Origin of the sequence: Cylindrospermum stagnale PCC 7417 (genome assembly GCF_000317535.1) — a bacterium.
GTDB classification, from domain to species: Bacteria; Cyanobacteriota; Cyanobacteriia; order Cyanobacteriales; family Nostocaceae; genus Cylindrospermum; species Cylindrospermum stagnale.
This window is the reverse complement of sequence record NC_019757.1, coordinates 5,869,950-5,895,131: the sequence shown is the minus strand read 5'-3', so window position 1 is coordinate 5,895,131 and position 25,182 is coordinate 5,869,950. Positions and strand designations below refer to the sequence as shown.

At 40.9% G+C, this 25,182-nt stretch carries 25 protein-coding genes; 16 read left to right on the top strand and 9 right to left on the bottom strand.

The window, feature by feature from the left end; translation table 11 throughout:
• Window positions 1-286: 286 nt before the first annotated feature.
• The 4 genes from CYLST_RS36860 to CYLST_RS24705 all read left to right on the top strand — a co-directional run bounded on the left by CYLST_RS36860 (window position 287) and on the right by CYLST_RS24705 (window position 3,365).
• Window positions 287-1,111, top strand: coding sequence for a DNA cytosine methyltransferase (locus tag CYLST_RS36860; RefSeq protein WP_085960699.1), 825 nt, complete (start codon window positions 287-289; stop codon window positions 1,109-1,111).
• Entirely contained in the window at window positions 1,053-2,708 is a 1,656-nt protein-coding gene (locus CYLST_RS36855; RefSeq protein ID WP_085960697.1) for an ASCH domain-containing protein, read from the top strand. The genes CYLST_RS36860 and CYLST_RS36855 overlap by 59 nt, the downstream gene beginning before the upstream one ends.
• Window positions 2,705-3,058 (top strand): hypothetical protein, encoded by a 354-nt coding sequence (locus CYLST_RS24710; RefSeq protein WP_015210473.1) that lies wholly within the window; start codon window positions 2,705-2,707, stop codon window positions 3,056-3,058. The genes CYLST_RS36855 and CYLST_RS24710 overlap by 4 nt, the downstream gene beginning before the upstream one ends.
• An 85-nt stretch (window positions 3,059-3,143) precedes the next feature.
• Window positions 3,144-3,365, top strand: a complete 222-nt coding sequence (locus CYLST_RS24705; protein ID WP_015210472.1) for a hypothetical protein — start codon at window positions 3,144-3,146, stop codon at window positions 3,363-3,365.
• Between the two features lie 365 nt (window positions 3,366-3,730).
• On the opposite strand, the gene CYLST_RS24695 is transcribed toward CYLST_RS24705, so the two are convergent.
• Both CYLST_RS24695 and CYLST_RS24690 read right to left on the bottom strand, forming a co-directional pair.
• Window positions 3,731-3,925, bottom strand: a complete 195-nt coding sequence (locus tag CYLST_RS24695; RefSeq protein ID WP_015210471.1) for a hypothetical protein — start codon at window positions 3,923-3,925, stop codon at window positions 3,731-3,733.
• Window positions 3,926-3,937: 12 nt separating this feature from the next.
• Window positions 3,938-4,138, bottom strand: coding sequence for a hypothetical protein (locus CYLST_RS24690; protein ID WP_041233253.1), 201 nt, complete (start codon window positions 4,136-4,138; stop codon window positions 3,938-3,940).
• A gap of 283 nt (window positions 4,139-4,421) precedes the next feature.
• On the opposite strand from CYLST_RS24690, the gene CYLST_RS24685 reads away from it, so the two are divergent.
• Entirely contained in the window at window positions 4,422-4,802 is a 381-nt protein-coding gene (locus CYLST_RS24685; protein WP_015210469.1) for a DUF6009 family protein, read from the top strand.
• Between the two features lie 594 nt (window positions 4,803-5,396).
• On the opposite strand, the gene CYLST_RS24680 is transcribed toward CYLST_RS24685, so the two are convergent.
• From CYLST_RS24680 to CYLST_RS24665, 5 genes are all read right to left on the bottom strand, one after another.
• The gene (locus CYLST_RS24680) at window positions 5,397-5,807 is read right to left on the bottom strand and encodes a hypothetical protein (protein ID WP_015210468.1); all 411 of its coding nucleotides are present in this window, start codon (window positions 5,805-5,807) and stop codon (window positions 5,397-5,399) included.
• Between the two features lie 686 nt (window positions 5,808-6,493).
• Entirely contained in the window at window positions 6,494-7,141 is a 648-nt protein-coding gene (locus tag CYLST_RS24675; RefSeq protein ID WP_041233252.1) for a PEP-CTERM sorting domain-containing protein, read from the bottom strand.
• A gap of 525 nt (window positions 7,142-7,666) precedes the next feature.
• Complete coding sequence (locus CYLST_RS33700; RefSeq protein WP_085960693.1) at window positions 7,667-7,951, bottom strand: HNH endonuclease; 285 nt, start codon at window positions 7,949-7,951, stop codon at window positions 7,667-7,669.
• Between the two features lie 18 nt (window positions 7,952-7,969).
• A complete protein-coding gene (locus CYLST_RS24670; protein WP_015210465.1) occupies window positions 7,970-8,902 on the bottom strand; it encodes a ParB/RepB/Spo0J family partition protein in 933 nt (310 codons plus the stop codon).
• The gene (locus tag CYLST_RS24665; RefSeq protein ID WP_015210464.1) at window positions 8,902-9,657 is read right to left on the bottom strand and encodes a ParA family protein; all 756 of its coding nucleotides are present in this window, start codon (window positions 9,655-9,657) and stop codon (window positions 8,902-8,904) included. Before CYLST_RS24665 ends, CYLST_RS24670 begins: the two co-directional genes overlap by 1 nt.
• Before the next feature lie 793 nt (window positions 9,658-10,450).
• Between CYLST_RS24665 and CYLST_RS36415 the strand changes: the two genes are divergently transcribed.
• Together CYLST_RS36415 and ltrA are read left to right on the top strand one after the other, a co-directional pair.
• On the top strand, window positions 10,451-10,630 hold the full coding sequence (locus tag CYLST_RS36415; RefSeq protein WP_281172797.1) for a reverse transcriptase N-terminal domain-containing protein: 180 nt from the start codon (window positions 10,451-10,453) through the stop codon (window positions 10,628-10,630).
• A complete protein-coding gene (gene ltrA / locus CYLST_RS24660; protein WP_281172796.1) occupies window positions 10,611-12,233 on the top strand; it encodes a group II intron reverse transcriptase/maturase in 1,623 nt (540 codons plus the stop codon). The genes CYLST_RS36415 and ltrA overlap by 20 nt, the downstream gene beginning before the upstream one ends.
• 115 nt (window positions 12,234-12,348) lie before the next feature.
• On the opposite strand, the gene CYLST_RS24655 is transcribed toward ltrA, so the two are convergent.
• Window positions 12,349-12,546 carry a hypothetical protein gene (locus CYLST_RS24655; protein ID WP_041233251.1) on the bottom strand — a complete coding sequence of 66 codons (198 nt, stop codon included), beginning with the start codon at window positions 12,544-12,546 and terminating at the stop codon, window positions 12,349-12,351.
• 456 nt (window positions 12,547-13,002) lie between these two features.
• Here CYLST_RS24655 and CYLST_RS24650 point away from each other — a divergent pair, with 456 nt between their 5' ends.
• The 6 genes from CYLST_RS24650 to CYLST_RS24625 all read left to right on the top strand — a co-directional run bounded on the left by CYLST_RS24650 (window position 13,003) and on the right by CYLST_RS24625 (window position 23,094).
• Window positions 13,003-13,716, top strand: coding sequence for a hypothetical protein (locus CYLST_RS24650; protein WP_015210463.1), 714 nt, complete (start codon window positions 13,003-13,005; stop codon window positions 13,714-13,716).
• Window positions 13,717-14,130: 414 nt separating this feature from the next.
• On the top strand, window positions 14,131-14,757 hold the full coding sequence (locus CYLST_RS32500) for a hypothetical protein (RefSeq protein ID WP_015210462.1): 627 nt from the start codon (window positions 14,131-14,133) through the stop codon (window positions 14,755-14,757).
• 14 nt (window positions 14,758-14,771) lie between these two features.
• Window positions 14,772-15,728: an ATP-binding protein gene (locus CYLST_RS24640; RefSeq protein WP_015210461.1), complete on the top strand. Its 957-nt coding sequence runs from the start codon at window positions 14,772-14,774 to the stop codon at window positions 15,726-15,728.
• Entirely contained in the window at window positions 15,729-16,772 is a 1,044-nt protein-coding gene (locus tag CYLST_RS24635) for a metal-dependent hydrolase (RefSeq protein ID WP_015210460.1), read from the top strand.
• Entirely contained in the window at window positions 16,765-17,853 is a 1,089-nt protein-coding gene (locus CYLST_RS24630; protein WP_015210459.1) for an ATP-binding protein, read from the top strand. The genes CYLST_RS24635 and CYLST_RS24630 overlap by 8 nt, the downstream gene beginning before the upstream one ends.
• 279 nt (window positions 17,854-18,132) lie before the next feature.
• Window positions 18,133-23,094 carry an NACHT domain-containing protein gene (locus CYLST_RS24625; RefSeq protein WP_015210458.1) on the top strand — a complete coding sequence of 1,654 codons (4,962 nt, stop codon included), beginning with the start codon at window positions 18,133-18,135 and terminating at the stop codon, window positions 23,092-23,094.
• Between the two features lie 227 nt (window positions 23,095-23,321).
• Here the strand turns inward: CYLST_RS24625 and CYLST_RS24620 are convergent, their stop codons facing one another.
• Window positions 23,322-23,570 (bottom strand): helix-turn-helix domain-containing protein, encoded by a 249-nt coding sequence (locus CYLST_RS24620; RefSeq protein WP_015210457.1) that lies wholly within the window; start codon window positions 23,568-23,570, stop codon window positions 23,322-23,324.
• 153 nt (window positions 23,571-23,723) lie between these two features.
• Here CYLST_RS24620 and CYLST_RS24615 point away from each other — a divergent pair, with 153 nt between their 5' ends.
• The 3 genes from CYLST_RS24615 to CYLST_RS32495 all read left to right on the top strand — a co-directional run bounded on the left by CYLST_RS24615 (window position 23,724) and on the right by CYLST_RS32495 (window position 25,103).
• Entirely contained in the window at window positions 23,724-24,002 is a 279-nt protein-coding gene (locus CYLST_RS24615) for a hypothetical protein (RefSeq protein ID WP_015210456.1), read from the top strand.
• A 76-nt stretch (window positions 24,003-24,078) separates the two neighbouring features.
• Complete coding sequence (locus CYLST_RS24610; RefSeq protein ID WP_015210455.1) at window positions 24,079-24,447, top strand: hypothetical protein; 369 nt, start codon at window positions 24,079-24,081, stop codon at window positions 24,445-24,447.
• An 8-nt stretch (window positions 24,448-24,455) separates the two neighbouring features.
• Window positions 24,456-25,103 carry an HNH endonuclease gene (locus tag CYLST_RS32495; protein ID WP_015210454.1) on the top strand — a complete coding sequence of 216 codons (648 nt, stop codon included), beginning with the start codon at window positions 24,456-24,458 and terminating at the stop codon, window positions 25,101-25,103.
• Window positions 25,104-25,182: the final 79 nt, after the last annotated feature.

The following is a 25,182-nucleotide window of genomic DNA, read 5'->3' as shown; positions in this document are numbered from 1 at the left end:
TAAAGCGATCGCAAGTCTGCGATGCAGTGGATTTGGGCACTTCGATTAATTATTTCTCTGAGAAGAGTAAAAAAGTTCACCTCATTTTCTTAGGGGAAATTCAAGAAAGCGATGAGCTACGCCTCACCATAGATGAACGCCTATTTTCTGAAAGCGAAAACCGAAGCGGCACTGTTGTAAGCGTCGGTAAATCGGGATTTTCAATGCAGTGGGATGGCTGGCTAAAGGTTCCCTATAGTTTTGCCCAAGTTAAAGACTTAAAACTGGTTAAAGAGGAAAAACTCTTATGCAACAACTTGACCTCTGCTCAGGAGTTGGCGGCGGATTCTGCCTTGCAGGAATGCAAGCTGGATGGGAACTTGTTGGAGTTGCAGACAACAACGAGTTCTGCTCAGACATTCTCTCAAAACGATTCCCCAGCATCCACAACTATGGAGACGTGCGATCGCTTGCAGAACAAATCAGAGTTGGACGGCAGCCAATTGTTGGAAGAGAAATCGACGTTATCACCGCCTCACCTCCATGCCCCCCATTCTCAATTAACGGTCAAAGACTCGGAGCATCTGACGAGCGAGACTGTTTCCCCGCAATCCTCGAAACTTTTAGAGAATTGCAGCCAAGATTCGCAGTCTTTGAAAACGTCTCAGGGCTTCTTAACTGTCCCTACAGGCCAGACACAAACAACCTCTATTTTTCTTACCTACTCAGGCAGCTTGCCCTCAGCGGGTACGATGCGGAATGGATTACTATCACCAGCGGACACTTTAGCGCCCCCTTCCTTAGAGAAAGATTACTTTTGGTTGCCGTCTCCCAGCGCCTTATCATCGAGTGGGAAAGGGCGGCCTCCTGGGCAGACCAAGCTAGAGGTAGACTTAAAGAATTGCAAATTGCTTCAGAAAGGAGAGGTGTTAAACCCGGTTATCCTCTCAGGGTGGTACAGTCTCCCGGAGACCTGGTGCGACCCCTCGGAGTCAAGAGCCGCAACGGAATTATTAGAAAGCAGAGACAAGCACTTGGAAATCTTCTCGATCCAAGAGTCGCAGCCGTCGCCGTTGCCAGAGTCCAGTATCTTAACTCAATCGCCGCAGCTAGAGAACAAGCAGCGGTTTAGAGCTGTTACTGTCCGCCAACCTCGCGCTTCACTGATAGGTATCCACAAGTTTTTCGAGTGCCGATCTAAACCAACTAATTACCGGGGAAAAATATTAATTCACGCCGGGGCTAAGTACTCAGACACAAAAAAGCTTTATCAAAAATTTGCTGATTTGCTACCACCACTTGAAAAGCTGCCATTTAAAGCAGTAGTAGCTGTTGCGAACTTAGTTGATTGCTTGCCGATAACTCCAGAGCTTATTGCTCAACAGTCAGAGTTAGAAATCAGGTGTGGAGATTGGCAAGTTGGTATGTATGCGTGGAAGCTAGAAAATGTTCAAATTCTTTCAGTACCAGTTTTCGCTGCTGGTAAGGAGGGGATGTGGAATTTGGAAATTCCCGCTTACCGGCTAGCCCTTCAGCCTGTAACTCAAGAAAGCCTCAAAACCGCAGAGTTTATTATTAATCCTCAAGAGCAGATTGGTAGAGTACAGCACCACTCGCCAAATTTATTTTCCCTTGTTTGGGCTGATGGTGAGATTGATTCTTATAGATGGGAAAGAGATGAAACTCTGATCCAAGAGTTAGCGATCGCCCCGTCTGATTTAGCGCAAAAATTAACATCAGCTTGTACTAATAAACCTTCTCCTTTTTCTGAGGGTGACCCAATCAGAGTTAAAAAGAGGGGGAAACTGAAGGGCAAGTTTGGGACTATTACCAAAGTCTTTCAAGCTAAAAGAGAAGTGCTTGTCAAGTTTGACGGATGCTTTTACAACATCGGGTTTCAGTTTGGCGATGTTGAAAAGATTGATCTCCCGGCTGAAGCTTCTGCTTACTCGGTAGAAATACAAGCTGGTGAGTCCAAACCTACTGCTCCTCTGGATACGGGCACCATCGCACCCCAAGCATTTTTAGGTGATAGGGAAGCTGATCGCTCTTCATCAAGAGTACAAAAACCTGACCTGCGTACCCGATGCAGAATACTGCCAACTAGTAGCCATCAAAAATACAAAAATCAGCAGGGTTATGTTTGTGGTTATCACACAGCGGACAGCTCTGAACTTTGGGTAAAATTGGATAACCACAACAAATCCCTTCGGGTATTTCCTGATGAGGTGGAATTCTTAGGGGAAATGCAGCCAAACTTTCAGAGTGGCGATCGCATTTCTTACCAAGATAAACTGGCTATTTTTTTTAGCTACAATGGAGCTACCAAAGAAGCTTTAATTAAACTTCATAACGAAGCCGAGTGTATTAGTGTTCCTATTGTCGCCATTCAAAAAGAAAATAAGCTCCCCTCTTTAATTTCCACCCTAGATAAATCAAAAGCATCTGGACACCTTTACAAATACATTGAAAATAAGAAACTCAAGGATGGCTGTATTGTTTCTTATCCTAAAGTTGAAATTCGCGATTCTGATAATATTACTCATTGGCGGTGGGGTTACCAATGGGAATACAAAGACGAAGATGGTAGGTGGCGCAACAAATCTATTGCTTGCCCAGTTAGTCTAGTTCCACTAGTTAAACAGATGATTGAACGCAACCATCCAGTGGTTAAAATTAGGGAATTTATTGAATCTTCAAAGCCGAAAAAGGCTAAAGAGAAAGTATGACAATTTGCTCTAAGTGCGGTAGTAAAGAGGTTTATAGAAAGCACCCCAGTGATTTAGTTTTGTGGTGCGATATGTGTGGCAACTCTTGGCAAGACAATCAAACTCTGCGTCCATTGAAACAACACAGTTTTTGGAAATCTAAAAATCCTTACAAGGGCAGACATCATGTTGATGTTTGTCTGTGCCCTACTGATTCTCAAAAGTACTCATTTTCTTTGAGGTATGGAAATTCATTTCCTCTTGAATGGGAAAATCCAGATTATCCTGAATATCCTCGCTTAAAAGGTTGCTTTAACTCTCCAGATGAGGCAATTGATGCGGGTATTGAGGAGATTTATTCTGAGGATTAATGTGCTAAAATCCTTGAATGAGGAGTAAATGAGAGCAAAAAAAATAGCTGAGACAACGCCATTAGCATTACTATAAGGAGGGGAAATGACTAATTTAAAAAAACTAGCAAATTATGCAGATCCAAACTGGGATTACTCTAGTGTTTACGGCATTATTTTAAGCTCTGGCTTTGATGATTTGATTAAGGAGATGGCATCTGTAGAAGATGCTACGCCAGAGAGCGATGCACAATTAGTTAAAAAACTGGACTTTGTGATTGCACAGTTGCAATCTGCCAGAATTACTCTTGGTAAGGAGTTAATTTAAGTAATAAATTTATTTAATAGGTAAACACTTGGAAAAAAGGAGGACTAATTAGTTTATCCTCCTTTTTTTATAATATTTTTTATAATACAAAATTGTCATGTTTGTAACCATTATAATCTATCTACTCTTCAAGACTAACGAAATTTGATTCAACATCTCTTACTCTAATTGATTCTCTTGTGAGATGGTTTTGTCTTTTTTCAGCTATTATGATCCGTTGTTTCTTCATATCGCAAATACTAATTACTCTCCACACAGCGTTAGGATCTGAGTTTTCATACCTTACGAAGTCATAGAGTTTTATCACTGTTTTACTTTCCTAGTACAAAGTTGTTAGAGTAGTGATGGCGTTTTTGTTGCTGCTCTCACTCACTACAGGCTTGTTTGAAAGCTTCTATACCGCCGCTGTAGTGGCGCTGAATTCCTCTCTCTATTTCTTCGTCGCTTAGTAGTTCTATGTCATCTTCAGTAATATCGCGCCAAGTGCAATCAGCTATCCACTCTTTGGCTGCCTTAATAAGCTGGGGTGATAGTTTTAGATTCTGTGTGTGTATGTTCATGTTTCACAATTCTTAGTGGATGAATATTATGGCGGCGATCGCTCCCATCACTAGCCCAGCTATTAATAAAGCTGCACCAATCTCTGGGAGCTCAATATTAGATTCATTTAAAAATATTACCTTCACTCCTATTTTACGGAAATTTGCTGCTACTTTTGCAGCTGCTTCGATAGCAATTGAGTCAGTTTTGGTTATTCCTGTTACATGAAACACACATTTATATTTGATGCTAATTACAGTTTTTTTACTGTGCTAATGCCATAAGTAGCAGTAACGGTACATTATAAAAACGTTTCTTTGATGTACTCACACAGTAGAGCTACTGCATAGAGTTAAATCAATGCAATAGCCCTATTTATAAAGCTGTACTTATGGTTAGTTGACTAAGTAAGAAAATCAGCTAAGAAAAAGATTTATAAGTAAATATACTATAACTAATGTATTCTTTTTCTGGTTTAATTATATAAACAGCTTCGCTAGACAAGGAAGTTTTACTATGAGTCAAAAAGCTCAAACTGCCTCTGATATTCAGTCTGAATCAAAGATTGTTTGGTTAAAGAATATCGATGCTATTCCTTATGTTAGAGAGCATTTTGATACTTGTTGTACAAGAAGAAAGGGAAAGGTTAAATATCAAGACCATGAGATCATTGGCTATGCAGAACTAGAAGACAACGCTCCTAACACTGGTAGAAGTGGGTGTTTTGCTCGGCGGATATTTTGGCTTGCAAAGCATGATCGCTTTTATGAGCCTGATGGAACTTATAGGGAAGGATGTCCAATGGAAGCTATAGATCCATTAACTGTTTTTCCAAAAGTTCTAGGGCAGAAAACAGCAAGAGCTTGGAATGGAACATTGCCACAAAACGTTGACTAATCAAGGTAAATCAGCACAGTGCTTTTAGTGGAGGCAAGCTTGGTTCGGACTCATATAGGGTTGGTGTCACCAACCCTATATGAGGTAGAAAGCGATCGCAAAAATTAGCAAACACTGGAACGTAACGGTAATGATGCTTGAGGATAATGCCCTGAACAATGTATTTCAGTTGTGCTGAATCAGGTTTAGGAGAAACGTTTCTCCTAAATTCATTTCAAGGTTAATCATGTCGCAAAGGAGCGAGACAGGAAGCGTTAGCAGCGAACGCTCCCAGACATGAAGGTAGCAAGAGAAAACACACTCAATAAGTGATTGCTGGCAGGGGTTTGGTGACTGGTAGAATTAAGAGGCAGATGTATCGAATGACTTAATAAAAACACTGTAAAGCTTGTTGGTTGCGCGGGTGGGTAGGTGTTCAAAATGAGATTAATGCGAATATGGCTGTAATCCCTTCAATGCAAGACTTCAACGGCAATCGGTCTAAGGCTACCCTACTTCAAAGTTCCGGTGTATTGCGGTTGTTATGCATCTCGGCATAAACCGAACTTACTCCTAGACAACTCATGTATCACGTGCTTCAATATCCATGCATTTTTACTGGAGAGGTAATTCATGCTGAAGGATAGCTAATAACTTCTTTGCATGAAACTCAGAAACATTGAATGCACGCAGATCAGAGCCAAGTTCTGTGTACACTTTTGCATTAGAACATTCAAAGCAAAGCGTAGTTGTAAATAAAAGCTTCTCCTTATCGTAGAATGCTAATCCCCAGGGTGGGTTGTGACACCGTGCCGATTCACCCGCACAGAGACCTTGAAACAGTTGGACGATGTGTTGCGCTTCATTGCCATCAAGCAATCGACGGTCTTGTATATAGTTCCAGAAGGACTCTGGCCAGCCGTTTTGCGGAATAATATCTTGGTTATGTAGCCTGAGCAACTCAACCTTAACTGCTTTATCAATCGGAACGTCCCAAGCCGGAACCTTCCAGAAACTCGTACTCATAACATCACTCCTAGTTTTGAAACGGGAACCTAGTAAACTAGACAAATAGCAAGAATAATCAGGTTTAGGAGAAACGTTTCTCCTAAATTCATTTCAAGGTTAATCATGTCGCAATAGGCGCTCCTAATCTTTCACAGCTTGTCAATATAAGGGTTCAAGTCATAGTAATGGTTAGCGGAAAGCCAAATAGGGGTAAAACCGTGCAGCCTACAGTAAGTGATCGCCCCTCTCCTAACTGCCCAACAAAAAAGCGATGGGCACTCGGCTCGCCTTCTTGCGATCGCTCTTTGCGAGTTTTAATCCTCTTGCGGGGAATTAGTTAGTGCGATCGCTTGATGTGGTGATTACTTCTTTATTAGGCGGTTGGCATTACAACATTCTTAGTACAAAGAGGGCAATTGATCTGTTCCCCTGGTGTCGCTAAAGGTAAGGGTAGACAACAGTGTAACGACTGTGAAAAAACTTATATAGTATAAAATAAATAACCAATACCACTAAGTATAGGTTACACGATATCAGTGTCAAATTGCGTTTTAGTTTTCTGTAAACTCTAATTGTACTTCATTTCTGGAGTGAGGGAACTTGTTAACAAGTTTTGTTTTGGAAAGAGGACGCTGGTAACGAGTAATGTTTGGACAAGCTTCTGGTTCCCCGCATCCAAATGTTGATGAACTAAGTCGTTTAAATTAGGCTTTGGTAGCTTCTATCTTCTGCCTTTTAGATAGTTCTCTTTTTTTTAAAATAGCCCCAAATCCTAATGCTGTAATTGTGCCAAAAATGCTAAGAGGTTCGGGAACAGGAACTTCGCTGTACCTCCAACTAGGAGCATAATTATATGGGCCAGTTCCAATCTGATTTTCAGATATAGATCCAGATGGGCTACATGAACCTGTGTAATTACTACAATCCTGTGCCCTTGTCTTTCCTGATACTATTAAATCTGCTAACCATTGAAATGTTAATGTTCCAACACTTTTAGGACTAATGGTGTATGTTGCAGTATCTGTTTTAGAGTACGAGTCTGTAAAAGAAATTTTTGCAACATTCCATTCGGCTCCAGCAGTTAGAGAAATAGTTCGTGTATCAGAATTTTGCCTTGTAATAGCTGAATTACTGTCGTTTGTTTGCTGCCAAACTGTATACACAGGTTGTTGTGCTACACCTAAACTATTCTCATATTCGTAATTGATTTGTTGAGAATTGTAGCCCAGAAGTGTTTTTGTGATGTAACTGCCTTTAACTGTTACAGCCATTGATATTTGACTTTGAAAAATAATAGAACCAACAGTTAAAAAACCAGCAGTAAATTTTACTATATTTAGACTGGATTTCATCCTCATCATTTTCTCCAAGTGTTTGAAAAACTGCGTTATTTACACAAAAGGTGGTTTAAGCCAGGGTTTGTATATACGTAGTAAGAACGAAAAGGAAGAATCTCACGAATTAGTCGTGGGGCTTGAATGGTTAATTACAAATTGCAATGACCATCCGATAAAACTAAATAATAAGTGAGTATTTTTACCTTACCTTTTCTTTAAAGAAGAATAATCTATTTACTGTTAAATAAAATACCTTGCCTACTTAAGTTTATCAAATCTTTAATTATATAATTAAAGAAGCTTTGACGCATAAAAAGAGATAATTGCGTTTAAGAATATCGTGAAGTTTTTGAAGATTCTTTTATCAGGAAATGTAAAGCAAGTAGGGGCAAGGTAACTTGGGGATGTGGGGACAACTTTTGATGACCTGCTGGTAACATCCTGTCAAGCAGGGGGAAACCTGTACCAATTGAAGGGAATATAATTTAGGAGCTTCAAACCCCTACTGTTCGCTATGCAGATTGGTTTGGGGCAGCGCATTCAAATCGGAAGTGACAATTGCCCCGGTGAAACGTTACCTCGCCGCCACCGATGGTAACTGAGATGACATCCAGTACACAAGCATACTAAGTTTTCCCGCCTATTGTCTGATGGGTCACAATTCCAATGGTGTACCTGTAGCGCGTAGGCTTTGCGCTCTGATGTAGACAAATCATGCTTCTCACCAGGACGCAGGCAAATTTTACCGCACCTTTGGCAGCACCACCCAGAGGCTTCTTTAATTCCTACGGCTATTTCTTTCCAGTTTTCTGGATATCTGCTCATCAATGTATAAAATTTAACTTAATTTAATAACTGGTCTAACTCGGTTAAAAGTTTCTCTAGCTTTTTTACCTTTTCTGGATTTTCCCACACCTGGGTAGTTTTTAGCTGCTTGCCAATGTCTGAGTATTTAGCCTTTAAAGTTTCTTTTGATGTCGTCGGTGTTTTTTTGGGTTGTAGACTTTGAATCATTTCCTTAATCTCGCTGAGTGAGAGATTTTGGCTAATTGCCACATTCACCAAGTACTTGCGATCGCTCTCTTGCTTCACCTTAGCGATCGCTCTTGCTTTAGTGTATTCTAGTTTCCCTAGCCTTAATGCCTCTAGCACATCATCAGGAAGATTAAGCAGGGGTAAACGGCTGGTACGAAAGCTTTCAGCAGTAAACCTGCCGACAGTAGCTAGTAGAGATTCAATAGTTTCCAGTTGACGGGAAACGTTTTCCGTCAGTTCTAACCCCCGTCTTTTGGCATTAGCGGCTTGGTTAAGGATTGGGGCGATTTCATTGGCATCAATTCCCAATTCCGTTGCCAACAGTTCCAGAATCCCCTCAGTTTCATCAATCGGGTTTAAATCTTCCCGCTGTAAGTTTTCAATCAGTGCAATTTGTCTTGCTTGTTTATCGTCCAGGTCTTTGCTAATGATGGGGACTTCAGTTAGTTGAGCTTCTGTAGCTGCCCTCAAACGTCTTTCCCCCGCTACCAACTCATATTCTCCACCTTCTAAAGGGCGAACCAGCAAAGGCTCTAAAATACCGTGTTGCTTCACTGACTCAACCAGTTGAGCCAACTTATCAGGGTCAAAGTAGCGGCGGGGTTGCCTCGGATTAACTCTAATTTTTTCTATGGGAACTGTAGCCGATGGGGTGGTTGTTTCTACTGGACTCATACTCATAGACAGTAAATCTTCTACCCCTTTCATTTGTGGCACTTCACCGAGTTTCTTTTTAACCATTACAATTTTTCCATCCCTTCAGCAATTTGATTGAGGACTTCTATAGCTGGGTGCTTCGGCTGATAAACGGCTAATGGCTCGCGATTCATAGCAGCATCAGCAAAAGCAGTGGCGCGGGGAATTGCTGGGTATACCCTTGCTAGGGATGACAACTGCTCCTGTAATGCTTGGAGAATGACTTTATCTTGATTAGCATTACTGAATAGAGTAGGTACAAAACCAGCGATCGCTAGTCCTGGGTTAACGTGCTTTTTCACCTGCTTGATGGTTTGCAGCAATAACTCAGTTCCTTTAAACGCCTTGAAGTGGGTTTGAGTGGGAACAAGTACGTGAGTTGCCGCACTCAGTCCTAAAATGCTGAGAATGCCCAAGGACGGAGGGCAGTCTATCAGAATAAAGTCGTACTGCTCAACAACAGACTCCAAAGCTTGCTTGAGCCTATATTCTCTACCCATTGCTGACGCTAACTGCAACTCTACAGCGCTGAGGGTGATGTTGGCTGGTGCCAAGTCTACACTGTGTAAATTGTGGTGAATTAGTGGTGCAGTTGGTTCTTCTGCCAAAATTGCACCTCCCACTGTTTCCTCTAACTCGTGGGGTTCTAGTCCCATAAACGTTGTTAGAGATGCTTGGGGGTCTATATCAACTAGTAGCACCTTGAAGTTGTTTAGGTGTAAGTGATACCCCAGATTCATAGTCAGGGTAGTTTTCATTACCCCACCAGCTTGGTTAAAAATTGAAATAATTTTAGCCACAGGTCTTCACTAGTTCATGGTGAAAGTCTATCTTAAATGGAGTAGTGCAACATTGAACCAGAGAAGGTAGATGCTGTAATGGCATTGAGCCGAGATAAGGGCGAGTGCGATTCGTTCTGGAGAAACCCAGTTTCTGGGGGGATTCCAGGCTTTAGTAGAGTAACCCTTATGGGGCTGAGTCCGCACTTTAATCCTCTACTAATGACAACTTGATATCCATGTAAGTGAGGTTCTCAAAGAATCAATTCTTACTGCCCTGGTGCGGGGTTAAAAGCACATAAACTACCAATAATGGTAGCCCCTACGGAGAAGACTGACTATCAAATCTGTAAAGCGGGGATGAAAGCGGTTAATGGTGGTAATTGCTGAAAGCACCAACTGCAAGCAAGAGTTTATGGGGAGAGTAAACGAAGTGTCGTTGAGCCATCGTCAAATCTCGCCAAGGGATATAAGCTTGTGTTTCGGACACACCTTGGGTTGGAAATAACTGGCATGGGGTTTTGGACTGTTAGGATCTTGCTACCGAAGCAGCGTACCTCCTAGACCCCCGGTGGATAGACACCCTCTAAAGACTCAAAATAATGGATATCAGGAACGAAATAACCCAAATTATAGTTCCTATAGTGGTCGATATGTAGGTAAGCAGTCAAGCTAAAAGCTTATTTGGGAGGGATGGGTTAAGAAGCAAAAGCCTAGACCGAAATAACGGTCAAAGCCTGAAAAGGGATGGAGTAATGTCCGGGATAAGCAGACGTAACCCGCAATGTGTCTGTATATAGGGGTGTAAATAGCAATGAATAAGCCTAAATCAGATTCAACATTGAATACTGAGGGATGGAAAACTATCAACTGGCGACAAGTCGAGCGATATGTTTTCAAATTGCAAAAACGCATCTATGCCGCTTCACGTTGTGGTGATATTCAACGAGTTCGCTTTCCTCCAGAAAACCCTAATGAGGTCTTGGTCGAATAGGGCATTAGCAGTCAGAAGGGTAACACAAGACAACCAGGGAAAAAAGACCGCAGGAGTGGATGGTATTAAATCACTATCCCCAGCAGCACGCCTTGACTTGGTGAAAGGTCTATTCATTAACGGTAAATCCAAACCTACAAGGAGAATATGGATACCAAAACCAGGGAAAACCGAATTTAGACCGCTCTCGATACCCACTATTTTTGACCGTGCCTTACAAGCAGTAGTGAAAGCTACCCTTGAACCGGAATGGGAGGCTCGTTTTGAACCATCAAGCTACGGTTTTCGACCCGGTAGGTCATGCCATGATGCTATTAAACACATCAAAAACTGCATAGTATCAAAATCTAAATTTGTTTTAGATGCAGATATCTCGCAATGTTTTGACCGAATAAATCAGGAAGCATTACTTCTGAAATTAAACATGAACGGTTCAGTCAGGCAACAAATTAAAGCTTGGCTCAAATCGGGAGTGATAGATTCAGGAAAATTTGCAGCTACTACGGCTGGAACACCACAAGGCGGTGTAATTTCGCCATTATTGGCATCCATCGCTTTACATGGATTAGAAAGCCTGATAAACCAAGAATTTCCTGTCAACTCAGCCGGGAAAATCAGAGGGGCTAAAAGCAAATTTGGCTGCGAAATATCTCAAGTAACCTGTATTAGGTACGCGGACGATTTTGTAGTTTTAAATGAATCTTTAGCGGTCATTAAGAGGTGTGAGGAATTAATCAAAGATTGGCTCAAAGGTATTGGCTTAGAGTTGAAACCAGAAAAGACGCGAATAGCACATACGCTATATCCACACCTAAGTGAAGATGGTAAACCAGGATTTGATTTTCTGGGACATCATATTCAACAGATAAAAGTGGGTAAATACCGAGACAATAAAAATAGTCAAGGTAAAAAGCTTGGTTTCATCACCCTCATTACCCCTTCTAAGAAGGCAATTGAGGCTCATAAATATGAGATGAAAAGTATCATCACAAAACACAGGTCTCGTTCCCAAGCGGAATTAATTAAAGACCTTAATCCTATTATCAGGGGATGGACTTCATATTATAGAGTCTCAGATGCTGGAACTACTGGGGACTTCTCCCACTTAGATAGAATCACCTATCTTCGGTTGAGAAGATGGGCTAAAAGACAAACTGGAAGCATTAATTTAGGTCATCAAAAATACTGGCACACCATAGGCGATAACCATTGGGTATTTACCACCAGGTCAGAAAGTAATCCTTTACGGTTACTAACACATATCGAATTTCACTCTAGTGTGAATGATTATGTTAAAGTTCGCGGTGATAAAAGTCCTTTTGATGGTGACTTAATTTACTGGAGTTTAAGACTAAGCAAACACCCTGAGATGCCTACTACTAAAGCGAAGCTTCTCAAACAACAAAAGGGTAAATGTGCTTGGTGTAATTTGCATTTTCAAGAAGGCGATTTATTGGAAATTGATCATATTAAACCCATTTCTTGTGGAGGTAAGAAGGAATGGCAAAATCTCCAATTACTACATCGTCATTGCCACGATGATAAAACTGCCAATGATGGCAGCTTGAAGTCCCATATTGACAAATGGAAACACATTGAGTAGCCGTGTGCTGGGAAACTGGCAAGCACGGTTTCGGACGGGAGGGGTGGAACAGTAATGTTCCCCTCGACCCTCTCAAGCGGAAATAGAAGCTGAAAAAGCTTACCAGTTCTAGGTTTCAAAAATTTCGAGAGGGAGAGGCGTAGCGGCTTCCTTCATGTTGGGGAATATTTTGTAGATTCACCACATAATCGCCATACCGCTTGATATGTCTGGTGAGATAGCGATGATTGACTGGATATCCTTGTGCCACTAAAGTCTGAATTGCCAACGACATATCCACAGTATTCTGTAAAACCATAGCACTATCAACCAAATCGTAATTCTCCTCAAAAATCAGGGATAGAGGTATGCTGTTTGGTCAAAAGAACACATTTTCATCGCGTTAAGGTTAGTCTCAATTCCTTTTGAAGCTGCAATTCATGTAAGTACCTAAATCTTTGATACCTATAATAAGCAAGGCTTTTCAGCCTCTATTTCCGTTTTAGCGGTATCTCAGCTCAATGCCTGGAAGGCTGCCAAGCGTGCTGGGACTAAAGAGCGTATTTCTTTAGCGCTGGATAAATTTACAGCTGAACTTGTCAGGACTTTAATATCTTAGTATTTATAAGATTTTAAAAAAAATTTATTTCAAATTTTTTACCAAAAACACATTTATCTAATTAAATCGGCTCTTTAGTCCATTTTGCTGCATAAACCTCAAAACCATACCTATTAAACAACTAAGGAAGAGTAAAAATAAAATTGCTTAAAAAAGCAAAGGATTGAAACTGTGATTAACTTGTCACTTAAAAAACTAAAAGTGCTTTCTCTAGCATCTTTGCTTACGATACTTGCTTCTTCAACAGCATCAGCAGAGCCTTATTACCATACTTTTAGAATCTATGTTGCTGGGCCTGATGCTGGTACAGTTATATACCATACAGACTCACCATATAAAGGTAATCAGTTTCCGCACAAAGCTTGCGGAGTCATAATACACTACCCAATACAAGACCCAAAAGACCCAGAAGCATTATGGTACTGGGCAAAGAATGGAAATACAGCAATGACACAAGCAGAATTACCCGGAAATGGAATAAAAACTGAACAATTGAAATTTACAGGGCCATACGAAGGATGTAAACAATCGCCTCCAATTTTTACTACTCCAGCAACTCCAGATGGTAATGCGCCAGAAAAAGCAGAAGTACTAGTTATACAAGCAGATCCTACGGATATAGAGTGGCTAGATTCTCATTATGAACCAATTCCACCAATTCCACACTATAATCCTTGGGAGCATGGGCCAAAAGACTTTGCAGATCCTTGTAAGGAGAAAGAATTTTGTGAACCAATGCCAACACCACCATGTAGTGACCTTTCTGCCAGCTTATTTGACTGTAAACCCAGTTTGCGTACAAATGAAACTGAAACAGGAAAAAATGGAGTTAAACGATCAGGCAGAGTTAATAGCTCAAAACAAAATCTAAAGTTTTTACAATAGACGCCTATTGGAACGGGGTGAAATAAGTGTTGGTGGGACGATAAGATTGCCGCTGTCGAGAAGTCATACGTGCGACCCGAAGTCGCACGTACGATTGCTCCCTTTATGCCCACTACAACAGGTAATGATCCTCTGATTTCTCCTCCAAGGGGTTAAATGAGTAGGTTCCGCGTTCTAAACGACCAGTTCAGGTCGCACTTGCTCATTTACCCCCTGATCTGAGTACCCACCACCAGCCTTAATTTGTGCCACCTGCGATCGCTTTTAAAGCGGGCGACCCGCACTAATAACTGCTAACTGCGTAGCGCTTCACAGCACCGCGTATTTTTTTGTAAAGATTAAAAACTATCGACCCTACCATCCGGTAGGTAGTACCAGATAATATGGTGTGAGTGTGTAGTATGTAGAGCAAAAATGGCAGACAATCATCCAGACAATCATCCAGATAATCTGGCGGTTACAGAGCTAGATCATCCAGATAATCTGGTAGAAACTCCAGATTTTGAAAAATTTTCCATAGCAAAATTAAAAGAAAAATATTCGGTTAAGCAGGATGCGCTCTACAAGCGATTGAATTATCTACAGATAACAACGCACAAGTACATGGGTAAGGCTTATCTGGATGCCGACCAGATAACCCAGATGGACGGACTACACGAATACATCCAAAAGCACAGAACGATGGAAGGCTATCCGGTGCCAGAACCATCTGGTCCAGCAGAGGAGCAGCCAGGAGGAAAGTTAGCAAAAGCTGAGTCTTCTGATTTGATCGAAGTTGAAACTGAAACTCAGCAACTAAAAGCAGAGAGTCAGTCTACTGCGAAAACTGATGTTAACCCTATAATTGTTTCCGCGCAGAATATGGCAGCCGGGGTGTTAATGGCTGAAAGAATCCTGGCAAAACAATATATTGAAAATCCTGATCTTCTCCCTCAGCATTTACAAGAGCAAATTCAGCAGGTCGGGGAGGTTGGGCCTGTTGACCCTTTAGAATACGCCAACAAATTGGTAAACTTAGCCAGGGGCGCTGGAGGGGGATAAAGTTTTTTGGCACGATGTTGGCTGGGGTTACTCTGGCGCTTGGCAGTTTTAATCCTCTGCTGTGGTTAGGTGCTGCTGTCTATGGAGTGTGGCGGATGATTGCTGCTGTCCCCAAAGTTTCCACTCTTGATGAAGAGCAAGAGTTGTCACCAGCATCAGACGAATTCGTGTATAGAAAGCCAGAGCTAGACCGCGCCACAGCCGCCTTATTAGCTGGTGGTGCTATCCTCATTTGTGGGGAAGAGGGTAGTGGCAAATCTATATTAGGGGACGCAATTGTGAAAAAGTTGAGGGAAGATGGTTTTTTAGTCGCCTCAATTGAACCATCTACCCCCAAACAGATGTGCTTGCAGATTGCTGAGGACTTGGGAATTGCAACTGAGAATTTAGAAGGAAAGGCATTAACAACGGACAAGTTGAAGGTTGCGATCGCTCAATTCCTAGTACAAAACACAGCAATTGTAGTAGTTGATGATGCTCACCACTGTGATGGAAAGTTCAGGGTGTGGCTCAAACAACTGCGCCGAAAGTCAACAGTCCCCATGCTGCTGCTGGCAACTGACCCACCGCGTAGTGATGTTTTTATCAACATTCCCAGAATTGAACTCAAGCCCCTGCCTGAAAAAGCAATTAGGGAAATTATGAAGCAAGCAGCACATCAGCGACAGATAAATCTATCAGCTGCTGACCTTGCCAAACTACAAGAAAGGGCTGGCGGCAACCCGATGCTTGCCATTAGAGCAATTGAGGAGGAATTTTTTGGACTAGACATCGAGGCGGGAGATCATCGAAGGTACTTCGATATCACCCCATTAATATTGATAGGCGCGATGGTTTTTGTGATCATGCGCTTTATCGGTCTCGGGACGAATGACCAGGCACTTTATATCTTTGCTGGTATTGGGGGGACTGTTATGCTGGGAATCTCTCGAATTCTCTATACCCTTCCCCGTGAAAGTAGGAGGATTTAGATGTTGGGGATATCTCACCTATTAATCAGCGGTACATCTGCAAGCTTGTTGCTCGGCACGGCTGACCCTGCTGTAATTGCCGTGGGTGCGATCGCTGGACTTTTACCTGATGTTGATGTGAGTACTTCACCAGCGGGGCGAGTTTTGCCTTGGGTAAGTGGATACCTTGAGGAGAGAATGCCCCACCGCAGCTGCACCCACTCGCTAGCCTCTAGTGCAGCGTTAGCTTGTGCGAGTTACATTGTTGTATTCTTCTTTCCCCAATTCGTTACCTTTGCCCATGCCCTCAATGTGGGCTACTTCTTTGGCTGGTTTGCCGATTGTTTCACTAGGGGCGGTGTGGAGATGTTCTGGCCTTCACCCATAAGGTGCGTATGTCCGGGAAACAGAAATTTAAGATTGAGAACTGGTAGCAATGCAGAATACTTTGTACTAGTAATTTTAGTAGCGATCGCTCTGTCCGCATTTAGCGTTAACAGCAGCGGTGGGATTTTCACCAACTTTAACCGCTTGATAGCATCCCCCAGTGGCGTGACTCACATTTATAATGAGTCCGGTTCGGCTCACAAAATCGTTGCCAATATTACGGGTGTGAGGGTGAGTGATAGAGCAAAAATTCAGGGTAAATACTTGCTTATACAGCAGCAAGGAACTGGCTTCATTGTGTTGGAAGAGTCCACAGGGAAATTGTACAAAGCTGGTAATGACCCAGATTCGCAAATAATCACCGAATTTATTACCGCAGATGTGGGTGCAGCTGCCATTACTAATATTGAAGCAATTACCTTGAATGATGAACCTGTGGGGGCAACTTTGGCGAAGTTTAACCGCGCCGGGGCGATGGTGTTCGTCTCAGGTCAAATTTTTGTAGATGATTTTGACACCTCAGCGGTACAACTCGACCCTTACCAATTTCCCTACATCAAAGCAGCACCAAGCACCATTACTTTAGAAGCTGCGCCATTGGTAATTGTGCAAAGATTAGTAGGCGAAGAGTTTGCATCAGGTAATTTACAAGTGAGGAGTATTACCAGCAGTGTCTAACCGACCCTTACCACAAGCAACACTTAAACCTAACCAAGCTAAAAGGGGAGAAGGGGAGGGATCGCACTCCGGCATTTTCTTAGGGGAAAAGTGCTGGTGGAATCCCGCCAAACTCCGAAACGGTCATGTCGTGCTTTTGGGAACCAGCGGCAGCGGGAAGACGCAAACTTTAAAATCCCTTGCTTATGAGTTGCCCTCACTGTTTCCAGAGATCAAAATCGTTCTGTGTGACTTTCACGGCGATTTAAACTTGCCTGGTGAGGCTTGCTACAGATTAGATGCTGAGTCAGCCCACGGACTTAACCCCCTGGTGCTTGACTTAGATCCTAAAGGCGGCGGCCCGGACTTGCAAGCGATCGCAGTTTCGGCGATTCTCAGGAAGTCCCTAAAAATGGGCGATAACCAGCAAGGTTTGACACTGAACGCCTTTATAAGTTGTTATGAAAATAGGGGTATATTTCAGAAAGAGCGGTCAACATGGACAAAGGAGCCTCCAACTTTTGCTGATTTAGAAGTTGAATTACACAACCGTGTCGAGGATGGTTGTAAGGATTCTGAGAAGTTACTGCTCAAGTTAGCTGCTACTTTCAAGTATGGTATTTTTAGCAAGCTACAGCCATCAATCAATTTTCCTCTGGTTAGATTTGACTTATCATCTTTAGCTAAAGTACCTGGATTGTCTGCTATAGCAGCAGAAACGCTTTTAAAACAATTGCTAGATTCTCATAAGTTACAAGGTGAAATTGAGGGAAAAATCCCGCGCTGTTATGTTGTAATCGATGAATGCAAGGAAGTTAAGTCATCAGATACTCTTGCTAGAATCTCCAGTGAAGCGAGGAAGTTTGGTTTAGCTTTGATTGTTGCGAGTCAACGCGACGCCCATATTTCCGGGGAAGTTTTAGCTAACTCATCAACTAAGATTTTATTACCAATTGATAATGTGGAAGTAGCTGCTGTTAAAAAACGGTTTAGATTTTCTGAATCTTTGATAACTTCGCTAGAGCCTTTAGAAGCTTTAGTTCGGATGGATAATGATGGAGTAAAAACTGAAATTGTTCCCTATTACCAAAGGGTGAAGTAGTGAAAGTACTTGGTTTTTAAGCCCAAGCAGTTAAGTACAACTATAAATATTTGTAGTATGAGCTTAAAACACTTTAAGTGCTAATACTAATTGGATTTACGGTTCCTACTGCTAGTATTGAGTAATTTCTTTTAAATATTTTTCCTTGAGAGAAAAAAACACCTTATTTCTAGGAACTGATTTAGTATTTTTGCAATTTAGAAAACGCTTTTCTCTTAGAATCTGCTAGTATATTATTTAACACAGATTTATGATTGACAGTTCTGAAATTATTAACTCATGGCTATAGATTCTAAGATTTCCATCCCCTCCTGGCTTGAAACACCACCTTTGGGAGAAACCTCACCCCCAGTAGAGACACGGCAGCAAGAACTTCCATTTGGAGAACTAACCTGGGAAAATTTTGAAAAACTATGTCTGCGTTTAGCTCGTCTAGAAGCTAATGTGGAATCCTGCTATTTATATGGTGAGCGTGGTGACAATCAACAAGGGATTGATATCTTTGCTCGCAAACAGCTTTCAGCGATATATACAGTCTATCAATGTAAGCGTGAAAAAGAATTTGGGCCAGCAAAAATCAAAAGTGCTATTTTAAAATTTCTTGAGGGAAATTGGGTTAATAAAACAAATACATTTGTATTATGCACTCAAGAAAGTCTCAGGTCACAGGTACGAACTGACGAGTTTGAGACTCAAGAAACACTTCTTAGAGAGCAAGGCATAACACTACTGCGTTGGGACAGTGATGAACTATCTGAAAAGCTGAAAAAAAAGCCTAAGCTAGTGGATGACTTTTTTGGCAGAGCCTGGGTAGCTAAATTTTGTGGTGAAGAGCAAGCAGAAAATTTAGGTAAAAGACTAGATAATAAAAATATTGGCGAATTTAGAAGTAAGTTGGCAGTCTTTTATAAACGTGTATTTAATACCCATGATCCCGGAATACCGATAATTACTCTAGATATAAGCAGTCCCTTATCATTAGAAGACAGATATGTACTACCTGATATTAATGAACGCTACTCTGTTAACATCCCGTTTTTTCCGGAGGTTAAGCCTCAAGAATCTGAACCCGTATCTTTGGAGAATAGTAGAGCATTCAACCTCACAACTACTGAAAACAGTCAATTTGAAGACAGTAAACGGGAAGTTAGTTCGGTACGCTCATATGTAGCTTATGAGCAGCGACAATCTATCACAAAGTGGCTAGCAGCAAAACCATGTAGTATTGTTTTGGGAGGGCCAGGTAGTGGTAAAAGCACACTTCTGCGTTTCTTGGCTATTGACTTATTGCAAGAATCACCACAATTGAGTTTGCTGGCAGAAAAATGGAGCGATTGTCTCCCAATATGGATACCATTTGCCTTGTGGACTAAGATGATCCATGACTCACATACTTGTTCATTGAGCGATGTGGTTCAGGGATGGTTGAATAGTTGGGAGGAAAAACGGCTTTGGCCTTTGGTCGAACAGGCTCTAGCAGATGAAAGACTTTTATTATTAGTCGATGGACTCGATGAATGGAAAAATGAGGCATCTGCAAGGATTGCGTTAGAGAGACTGCAAGTTTTTGTTGAGCAGCGGAACATTCCAGCAATAGTTACAAGTAGACCTCATGGTTTTGACCGTTTAGGAATCCAAAAGACCGCGTGGCAAATAGGATTCCTTAGTGATTTTTCACCTTCCCAACAACAAAAATTATCCCAAATTTGGTTTACATTCAGGAATAGAAGTCTATTGTCAGGCTCAAAGCCAAATGAAGATGATGATATTAAAAGAACTTCTGAATTAGATACAGAGAATTTTATAATTGAGTTAAATAAGTCAGTGGATATTCGGGACTTATCAAAAGTTCCTCTTCTTCTTTGCTTGCTAATCTCTTTAAAGTTTCGCAATGCTGTTCTTCCCCAGAATCGATTCAAAGCTTACGATGCTCTGGTTGAATATCTAATTTCTACTCATCCACAGAAGAGGAAAACATCTGCTGCTGTTATCAATGAAACATTTTTAGATTTATCAGATGAGGATTTTAAAAAAATAATTGCCCAACTTGCTTATCACATACAAGAAAATTTTAGAGAGGGAGTAATAGAGCAGGAAGAAGCCATAAAGACGGTAGAAACCTATTTAAAAGACCCTGACGGGAGCTTTGGATTTGAACAGCCGGATGCTCGCAAATTCAGTAGAGCATTTTTGAATGTTGGTGAAAATACTATAGGTCTTTTGGTAAAACAGTCTCCTAAGGAGATTGGTCTTTTTCATCGTGCGTTTCTGGAGTATTTGGCAGCCTATCATCTGTCACGGCTATCTTTGCAGAAGCAGGTAACAATGGTTGAAACTTATTGTGCAGATCCGCAATGGCGTGAGGTTATTCTAGGATTATTTCAAATTACTAACCGTTCAGAAGATATTAAACAGTTAGTAGGTTGTATCCAGAAAAAAATTAACAATATTAGTCAGGTAGATAAATACGCTGTTGAACTTCTTCTGAGTGAGACTGCTTTTGGTGAATTTAACTGTTCTGCAAGTCTTGCTAAAAAAATTGCTTCTGAAGTTTTTGAGAATATTGAACTTGGATTTTGGATGCCTCACAGAGAGCGTCTCCTTCATCATGTTTTAGATGGCTTACGTTCAGCACCAGTGAAAGAGTTAGTAAAATCAAAGTTGCAAAGTTGGTTTCCTAGCAGAAGAAGATGGCGATCTAATATTTTCTACGCAATGACAAACTGGCCTCTGACTGATGAAGTTATTACATACCTTTGGAGAGGTATTCATGATGAAGAAATAGATAATCAGCGTGCTGCGGCAAAGACATTAGCTAATTTAGCAGCGGGTAATGTGGAAATTGGTAATCGTCTTGCTTGTCTCGCGTGTAGTCCATCTGATCCCAAAACTAGAGCGGTTGCTGTTGAATCTTTATTGTACGGTTGGCCAAATCATGAAAGTCTTGAACGTATTTTAGGAGAAACCCGCTACTCAATCAGTCCAGAACTGCGTTTAGTCGCAATTTTAGGAAGAATACAGCAGCATAATCAGACAGAGGAAGACCAAGAAGAATTGCTCAGACTTGGTTCTAGGGAAGGACAGTTAAATTACGAGTGGCCCAGTGAAGTAGCCAAGGCATTGATGAACGGATGGCCACAGTCCTCTATCACGAAGGAAGCTTGTTTTGACGCTTTACAAAAAGATAATATTAGTCGGTCAAAGCTAGATGGAGAAATCGCATTGAGGATTTTGTTGGAAGATTATCCACAAGATGCGGATGTCGCTCAATTTTGTGTAGAGCAGTTTCGCCATGAAAATTATCCTTTTCTCGAAGCATCTATAGGGTATCAAATCTGGATTTTACTAGCCCAGAACTTTAAAGATCATCCTCAGCTAGTTGCGGTAATTGATGAGTGGATACTTAAGCAAACATACCACGAGCCTGAAGTAGCTATAGTAGCTATGGTAGGACGTACACCAACAGCTAAAGCTAAACTTCTATCATCACTTGATTCACAGTTTCCTCATTGGAGTGCAGAAGCTTTAATCGAAGGCTGGGGAATACAAGACACTGAAGTTGCCCAAAGACTTAGACAAATTGCATTTAGTTCTGCTGCTGAAGCGTCCAAGATTGGTCATTTATTGCCACAAATTATTGAGGATAAAACTGTATGTCGAAATAGACTACTGGAAGTGCTTCAAAACCCTAACTGTGAGCGTCCTGACATAGTAATGTCAGGCTTGGCAATTTTGGGTAGCACCCAAGGTGATACTGAAGTTGTTGACATCGTTTTGAATTTGATATCAAAACTAAACCGCAATAATACAATTCATGAATTAGTAATTAAGAACTTGTTTTTGGATTACTCATCAGACGAGCGTGTGAGGGAACTAGCAAAGCGAGAGTTATTGGAAGGCAATGACATTTATAGTATTCATGAGACTGTAGTATTAGCTTATGGTAGTAGTTTGGAGATACGGCAAAAAATAATTGAGGTTACTTCTCCTTTACCTGTTCGTCTTCGCTGGATTATTGCTAAATACTTGGGTGAAGGAGGAAACGACCAAAACTTTGCAATGTCTTTGCTCAAATTCTATGACCACGATCATGATCTAGAAGTCAAAACGCAAGCATCAATTAGCTATCATACTCTGTTGAAAGCATCAGATCAAGATTTAGCACCTGCATTGGAAATTTTATCTAAAAATATTGTTGATTCTGGGATTCGCAAATATGAACGACGACAAGCTGCATTTTGTGGCTTAGTATTGTTGGGGCGTTTGGACATTGTGGTTAATGCTAAAGAATACAACGGGCAACTGTGTACTATTTCTATTAATAATGCCATATCCTTGAATGCTCCTTTGTTGAAGCATATTATACAAAACTGGGATGCTATTAAGGCTGCTTTGGGAAATGAGTTATGGTCTAGATTTTCCAGGAATAAAACAACAAGTCAATTGGATATTTGGGATAGACTCAGCATCTTTGCTCACGAATATCCTAGCCCTCGTAATGAATTACTTCAATTTCTGGAGCATCAAACTGAGCGAAACACTAACTCAAATATATTACGTTTTCTCGATAAAGTATGTCCAAAAAGTTCTTTACTTCTCGAATATTGTTTAAATACATTGGATACTAGAGCAAAATACTCTGGTAGACTAGGGCAGGAAGAGATAGTTGCAGCACAACTTTTAGGAGAAAATTTTGGCGGTGATCAAGAAGTTTTAAACCGCATCATAGCCGGTGCTGATCTAGAAGATGTCAGTGACAAGATAATTGTTGCTCTTTGTGAGGGGTGGACAGAAAGTCAAGAATTTGCTTTCATTTTTGAGAGAGTGAGTAGAGATCCGTCAAAACTCACTTATGCTGCATATTTTAAAATTATCTGTCGTAAGCAAGAAAGTGATTTAGTGTTTCATGCTATTATCCAAGTCATATCACGGACTAATTACTATAATCGCTTGCTTGATCAAAGTTCAATTATTCAACGGTTGCGAAAGGATGATTCGTTGCTAGAAATGCTCTTTAGTCACTTGCAAGCTAATCCAACTCCGTCATCAAAAGCAACAATTCCCAAAATAATTGCATCTGCTAGAAATCTTTCTCCTGAACTTAGAGATTGGTGTATAGAGGAAGCAAACTATCAATTAAGCAGTATAAAAACCCCTGAAATTGGTATCGATTGGATAAGTGGAGGCATGCGACCAGTTGTACATTCTTTACTGGATATACTTATTACTGGCGTATCTTAACAACGTGATTTGTCCAAAATGCGATCGCCCCCTCACCCACTACCCTTAATTATTGTGGCTCAATCTCTATTGGGAACTTTCTGCAAGCGATAGCGTATCCCTGACGGGATGCCTTGCACTCAGCGCTCCGTAGGAATCGCATTCTCCACTAACTCCTTTTTCTCCTACGCCTTCCCACTTTTGACATTTCCATAGAAGGCAAAGTCAAGGGGTCAATCTTTGTTGGGTTAATCATTGAAATTTACCCCCAAGTCAACACCCAAAAAATTTTCTATTTTGCGGATTATTCCTTCTGTTGCTGGTGCTAACAGGTTTTCATTCTCTAGCTGATACCAGTAAGAACGACTAACCCCGCACTCTTTGCAAATGATCGTCAATGGCCTTCCATCACGTTCTCTGGCCTGCCTTATTCTTTCTCCTAGTTCTGGAAAGTCTTTAATTTTCTCAACAACGCGCTTTACTTGCACAAATTTCATAGCCAATCCTTTATAACTAATTCTATTGTATTTTGTCTGTAGACAGTTGACAAGTGTCTGCATACAGTTTACAGTTGTAAGTATAAATAAGGCGATCACTTAGGTCTGGACAACTGGAGGTGATCGCCTACCCCAAATAGAGGCAAACCAATCATGACACATTTAACAGACGAATTCACCCTAGCTCATTTAGAACTTTTCACAGAGCTAGAAGAGCAGGTGGCTGCTGTTTCTCCAATCTTTCCTGAAATTGAAATTGACTCAGTGATTGATGCAGACTTTGGTAGTTTATACCGTGTTTGGCGCGGTATGCAGTTGCTTGGCACTTTTTACCGCAGACTTGATGGCTTTTGGGTTTCTCAAGCTTTCCACACCTCAAAGAGCGAGGCTTGGGTAACTGATGTTGAGGCTGTTACAGCAATAGCAGTGTAGGTAAAAGCGGATTCGATTATTTGGACTCTTATCAATCAAGAGTCCAGTTATCTCAAAAGCATTTTAGGGAAGTCAAATGGAAGAAGTATTGGCAGCACTTGAAAATTTACAAGTAGCGCAGAAACTAGCAGTAGTTAAAGAAACTGTCAAAAGCTTTAATGCCCAGGAAAGAGCGGAATTATCAAGCTTTTTAGATGGATTTAATCAGTCAAACATCACTGTTAATTATCCTGATTTTGGCTCTAAACAGAATACTGGTGATTCAACTGCTAACCCATCTCAGTTCACCAAGAATGAAATTTTAGTTAGTGGTTCATTCGTTTCGATTAATACTGGGTTTTCACTAAACATTCAAAATTCTGAATTTATTCAAATTCAACAACCAACTGATAAAGACTACCAAGCTTTTACCATCTTAGTAGCTATTCTTCAAATAGTTAAGTGATTTAAACAATGAAATTTATACTTATCAATGGTAAAGAGTTTTACTTAGGTAAGCTTTGTAATTGTGGTCATGAATATCAAGAAACTGGAAAAAGCTTAAGATACAAACCATTTGGCAATAGACGATCTGGCCCATGTGTAGAGTGTCATAGGAAAGAATCAAGAAGCAGAACCGAATATTACAAAAAGCGCTATCAACAGAAAAAAGATGCTATCAAAGACAATGTTAAAAAATGGCGTACTGAAAATCCTGATAAAGTTAAAATAAGTCAGGATAAATATAGAATGTCTCAGGCAGGAAAACTTACTAATGCAAATCTATCAAGACGTAGGCGAGCAAGAAAAGCAAATAATCATGCGGTAAATTATTCCAAAAATGAGCTTTTTAAAGCTAAAGAGATATTTTGCAATGAATGTGCTTATTGTGGGTCAAAAATTAAGCTTCAAATTGATCATTTTATCCCAGTCTCTAAAGGTGGTTCAGATTGTATAGGTAATTTTGTATTAAGCTGCTGGAAATGCAACAGAAGCAAATCAGATAATGATCCAATGGAGTGGTATAAGTCTCAAGATTTTTACTCGTCTAAGCGGTGGAAACAGATCCTCAAGATTTTAGGAAAGAATGAATCAAATTATACTCAAATACCACTGCTTTAATTAATCTTGGTGTAAAATAAGGTAGAGTATCTTTCAGATTCTCTGCTTCTTTGTGTCTACATATCCCTTATTCTACGTT

What these genes read in the sequence shown, in the direction of transcription:
- CYLST_RS24625 (WP_015210458.1), top strand. Translation starts at nt 18,133, where the DNA reads ATGGCTATAGATTCTAAGATTTCCATCCCCTCCTGGCTTGAAACACCA.
- CYLST_RS33700 (WP_085960693.1), bottom strand. Translation starts at nt 7,951, where the DNA reads ATGAGCAGATATCCAGAAAACTGGAAAGAAATAGCCGTAGGAATTAAA.
- CYLST_RS24670 (WP_015210465.1), bottom strand. Translation starts at nt 8,902, where the DNA reads ATGGTTAAAAAGAAACTCGGTGAAGTGCCACAAATGAAAGGGGTAGAA.
- CYLST_RS36415 (WP_281172797.1), top strand. Translation starts at nt 10,451, where the DNA reads ATGAATAAGCCTAAATCAGATTCAACATTGAATACTGAGGGATGGAAA.
- CYLST_RS24615 (WP_015210456.1), top strand. Translation starts at nt 23,724, where the DNA reads ATGACACATTTAACAGACGAATTCACCCTAGCTCATTTAGAACTTTTC.
- CYLST_RS24710 (WP_015210473.1), top strand. Translation starts at nt 2,705, where the DNA reads ATGACAATTTGCTCTAAGTGCGGTAGTAAAGAGGTTTATAGAAAGCAC.
- CYLST_RS24620 (WP_015210457.1), bottom strand. Translation starts at nt 23,570, where the DNA reads ATGAAATTTGTGCAAGTAAAGCGCGTTGTTGAGAAAATTAAAGACTTT.
- CYLST_RS24640 (WP_015210461.1), top strand. Translation starts at nt 14,772, where the DNA reads ATGTTGGCTGGGGTTACTCTGGCGCTTGGCAGTTTTAATCCTCTGCTG.
- CYLST_RS24675 (WP_041233252.1), bottom strand. Translation starts at nt 7,141, where the DNA reads ATGAAATCCAGTCTAAATATAGTAAAATTTACTGCTGGTTTTTTAACT.
- CYLST_RS32495 (WP_015210454.1), top strand. Translation starts at nt 24,456, where the DNA reads ATGAAATTTATACTTATCAATGGTAAAGAGTTTTACTTAGGTAAGCTT.
- ltrA (WP_281172796.1), top strand. Translation starts at nt 10,611, where the DNA reads ATGAGGTCTTGGTCGAATAGGGCATTAGCAGTCAGAAGGGTAACACAA.
- CYLST_RS24695 (WP_015210471.1), bottom strand. Translation starts at nt 3,925, where the DNA reads ATGAACATACACACACAGAATCTAAAACTATCACCCCAGCTTATTAAG.
- CYLST_RS24635 (WP_015210460.1), top strand. Translation starts at nt 15,729, where the DNA reads ATGTTGGGGATATCTCACCTATTAATCAGCGGTACATCTGCAAGCTTG.
- CYLST_RS24680 (WP_015210468.1), bottom strand. Translation starts at nt 5,807, where the DNA reads ATGAGTACGAGTTTCTGGAAGGTTCCGGCTTGGGACGTTCCGATTGAT.
- CYLST_RS24685 (WP_015210469.1), top strand. Translation starts at nt 4,422, where the DNA reads ATGAGTCAAAAAGCTCAAACTGCCTCTGATATTCAGTCTGAATCAAAG.
- CYLST_RS24610 (WP_015210455.1), top strand. Translation starts at nt 24,079, where the DNA reads ATGGAAGAAGTATTGGCAGCACTTGAAAATTTACAAGTAGCGCAGAAA.
- CYLST_RS32500 (WP_015210462.1), top strand. Translation starts at nt 14,131, where the DNA reads ATGGCAGACAATCATCCAGACAATCATCCAGATAATCTGGCGGTTACA.
- CYLST_RS24705 (WP_015210472.1), top strand. Translation starts at nt 3,144, where the DNA reads ATGACTAATTTAAAAAAACTAGCAAATTATGCAGATCCAAACTGGGAT.
- CYLST_RS36860 (WP_085960699.1), top strand. Translation starts at nt 287, where the DNA reads ATGCAACAACTTGACCTCTGCTCAGGAGTTGGCGGCGGATTCTGCCTT.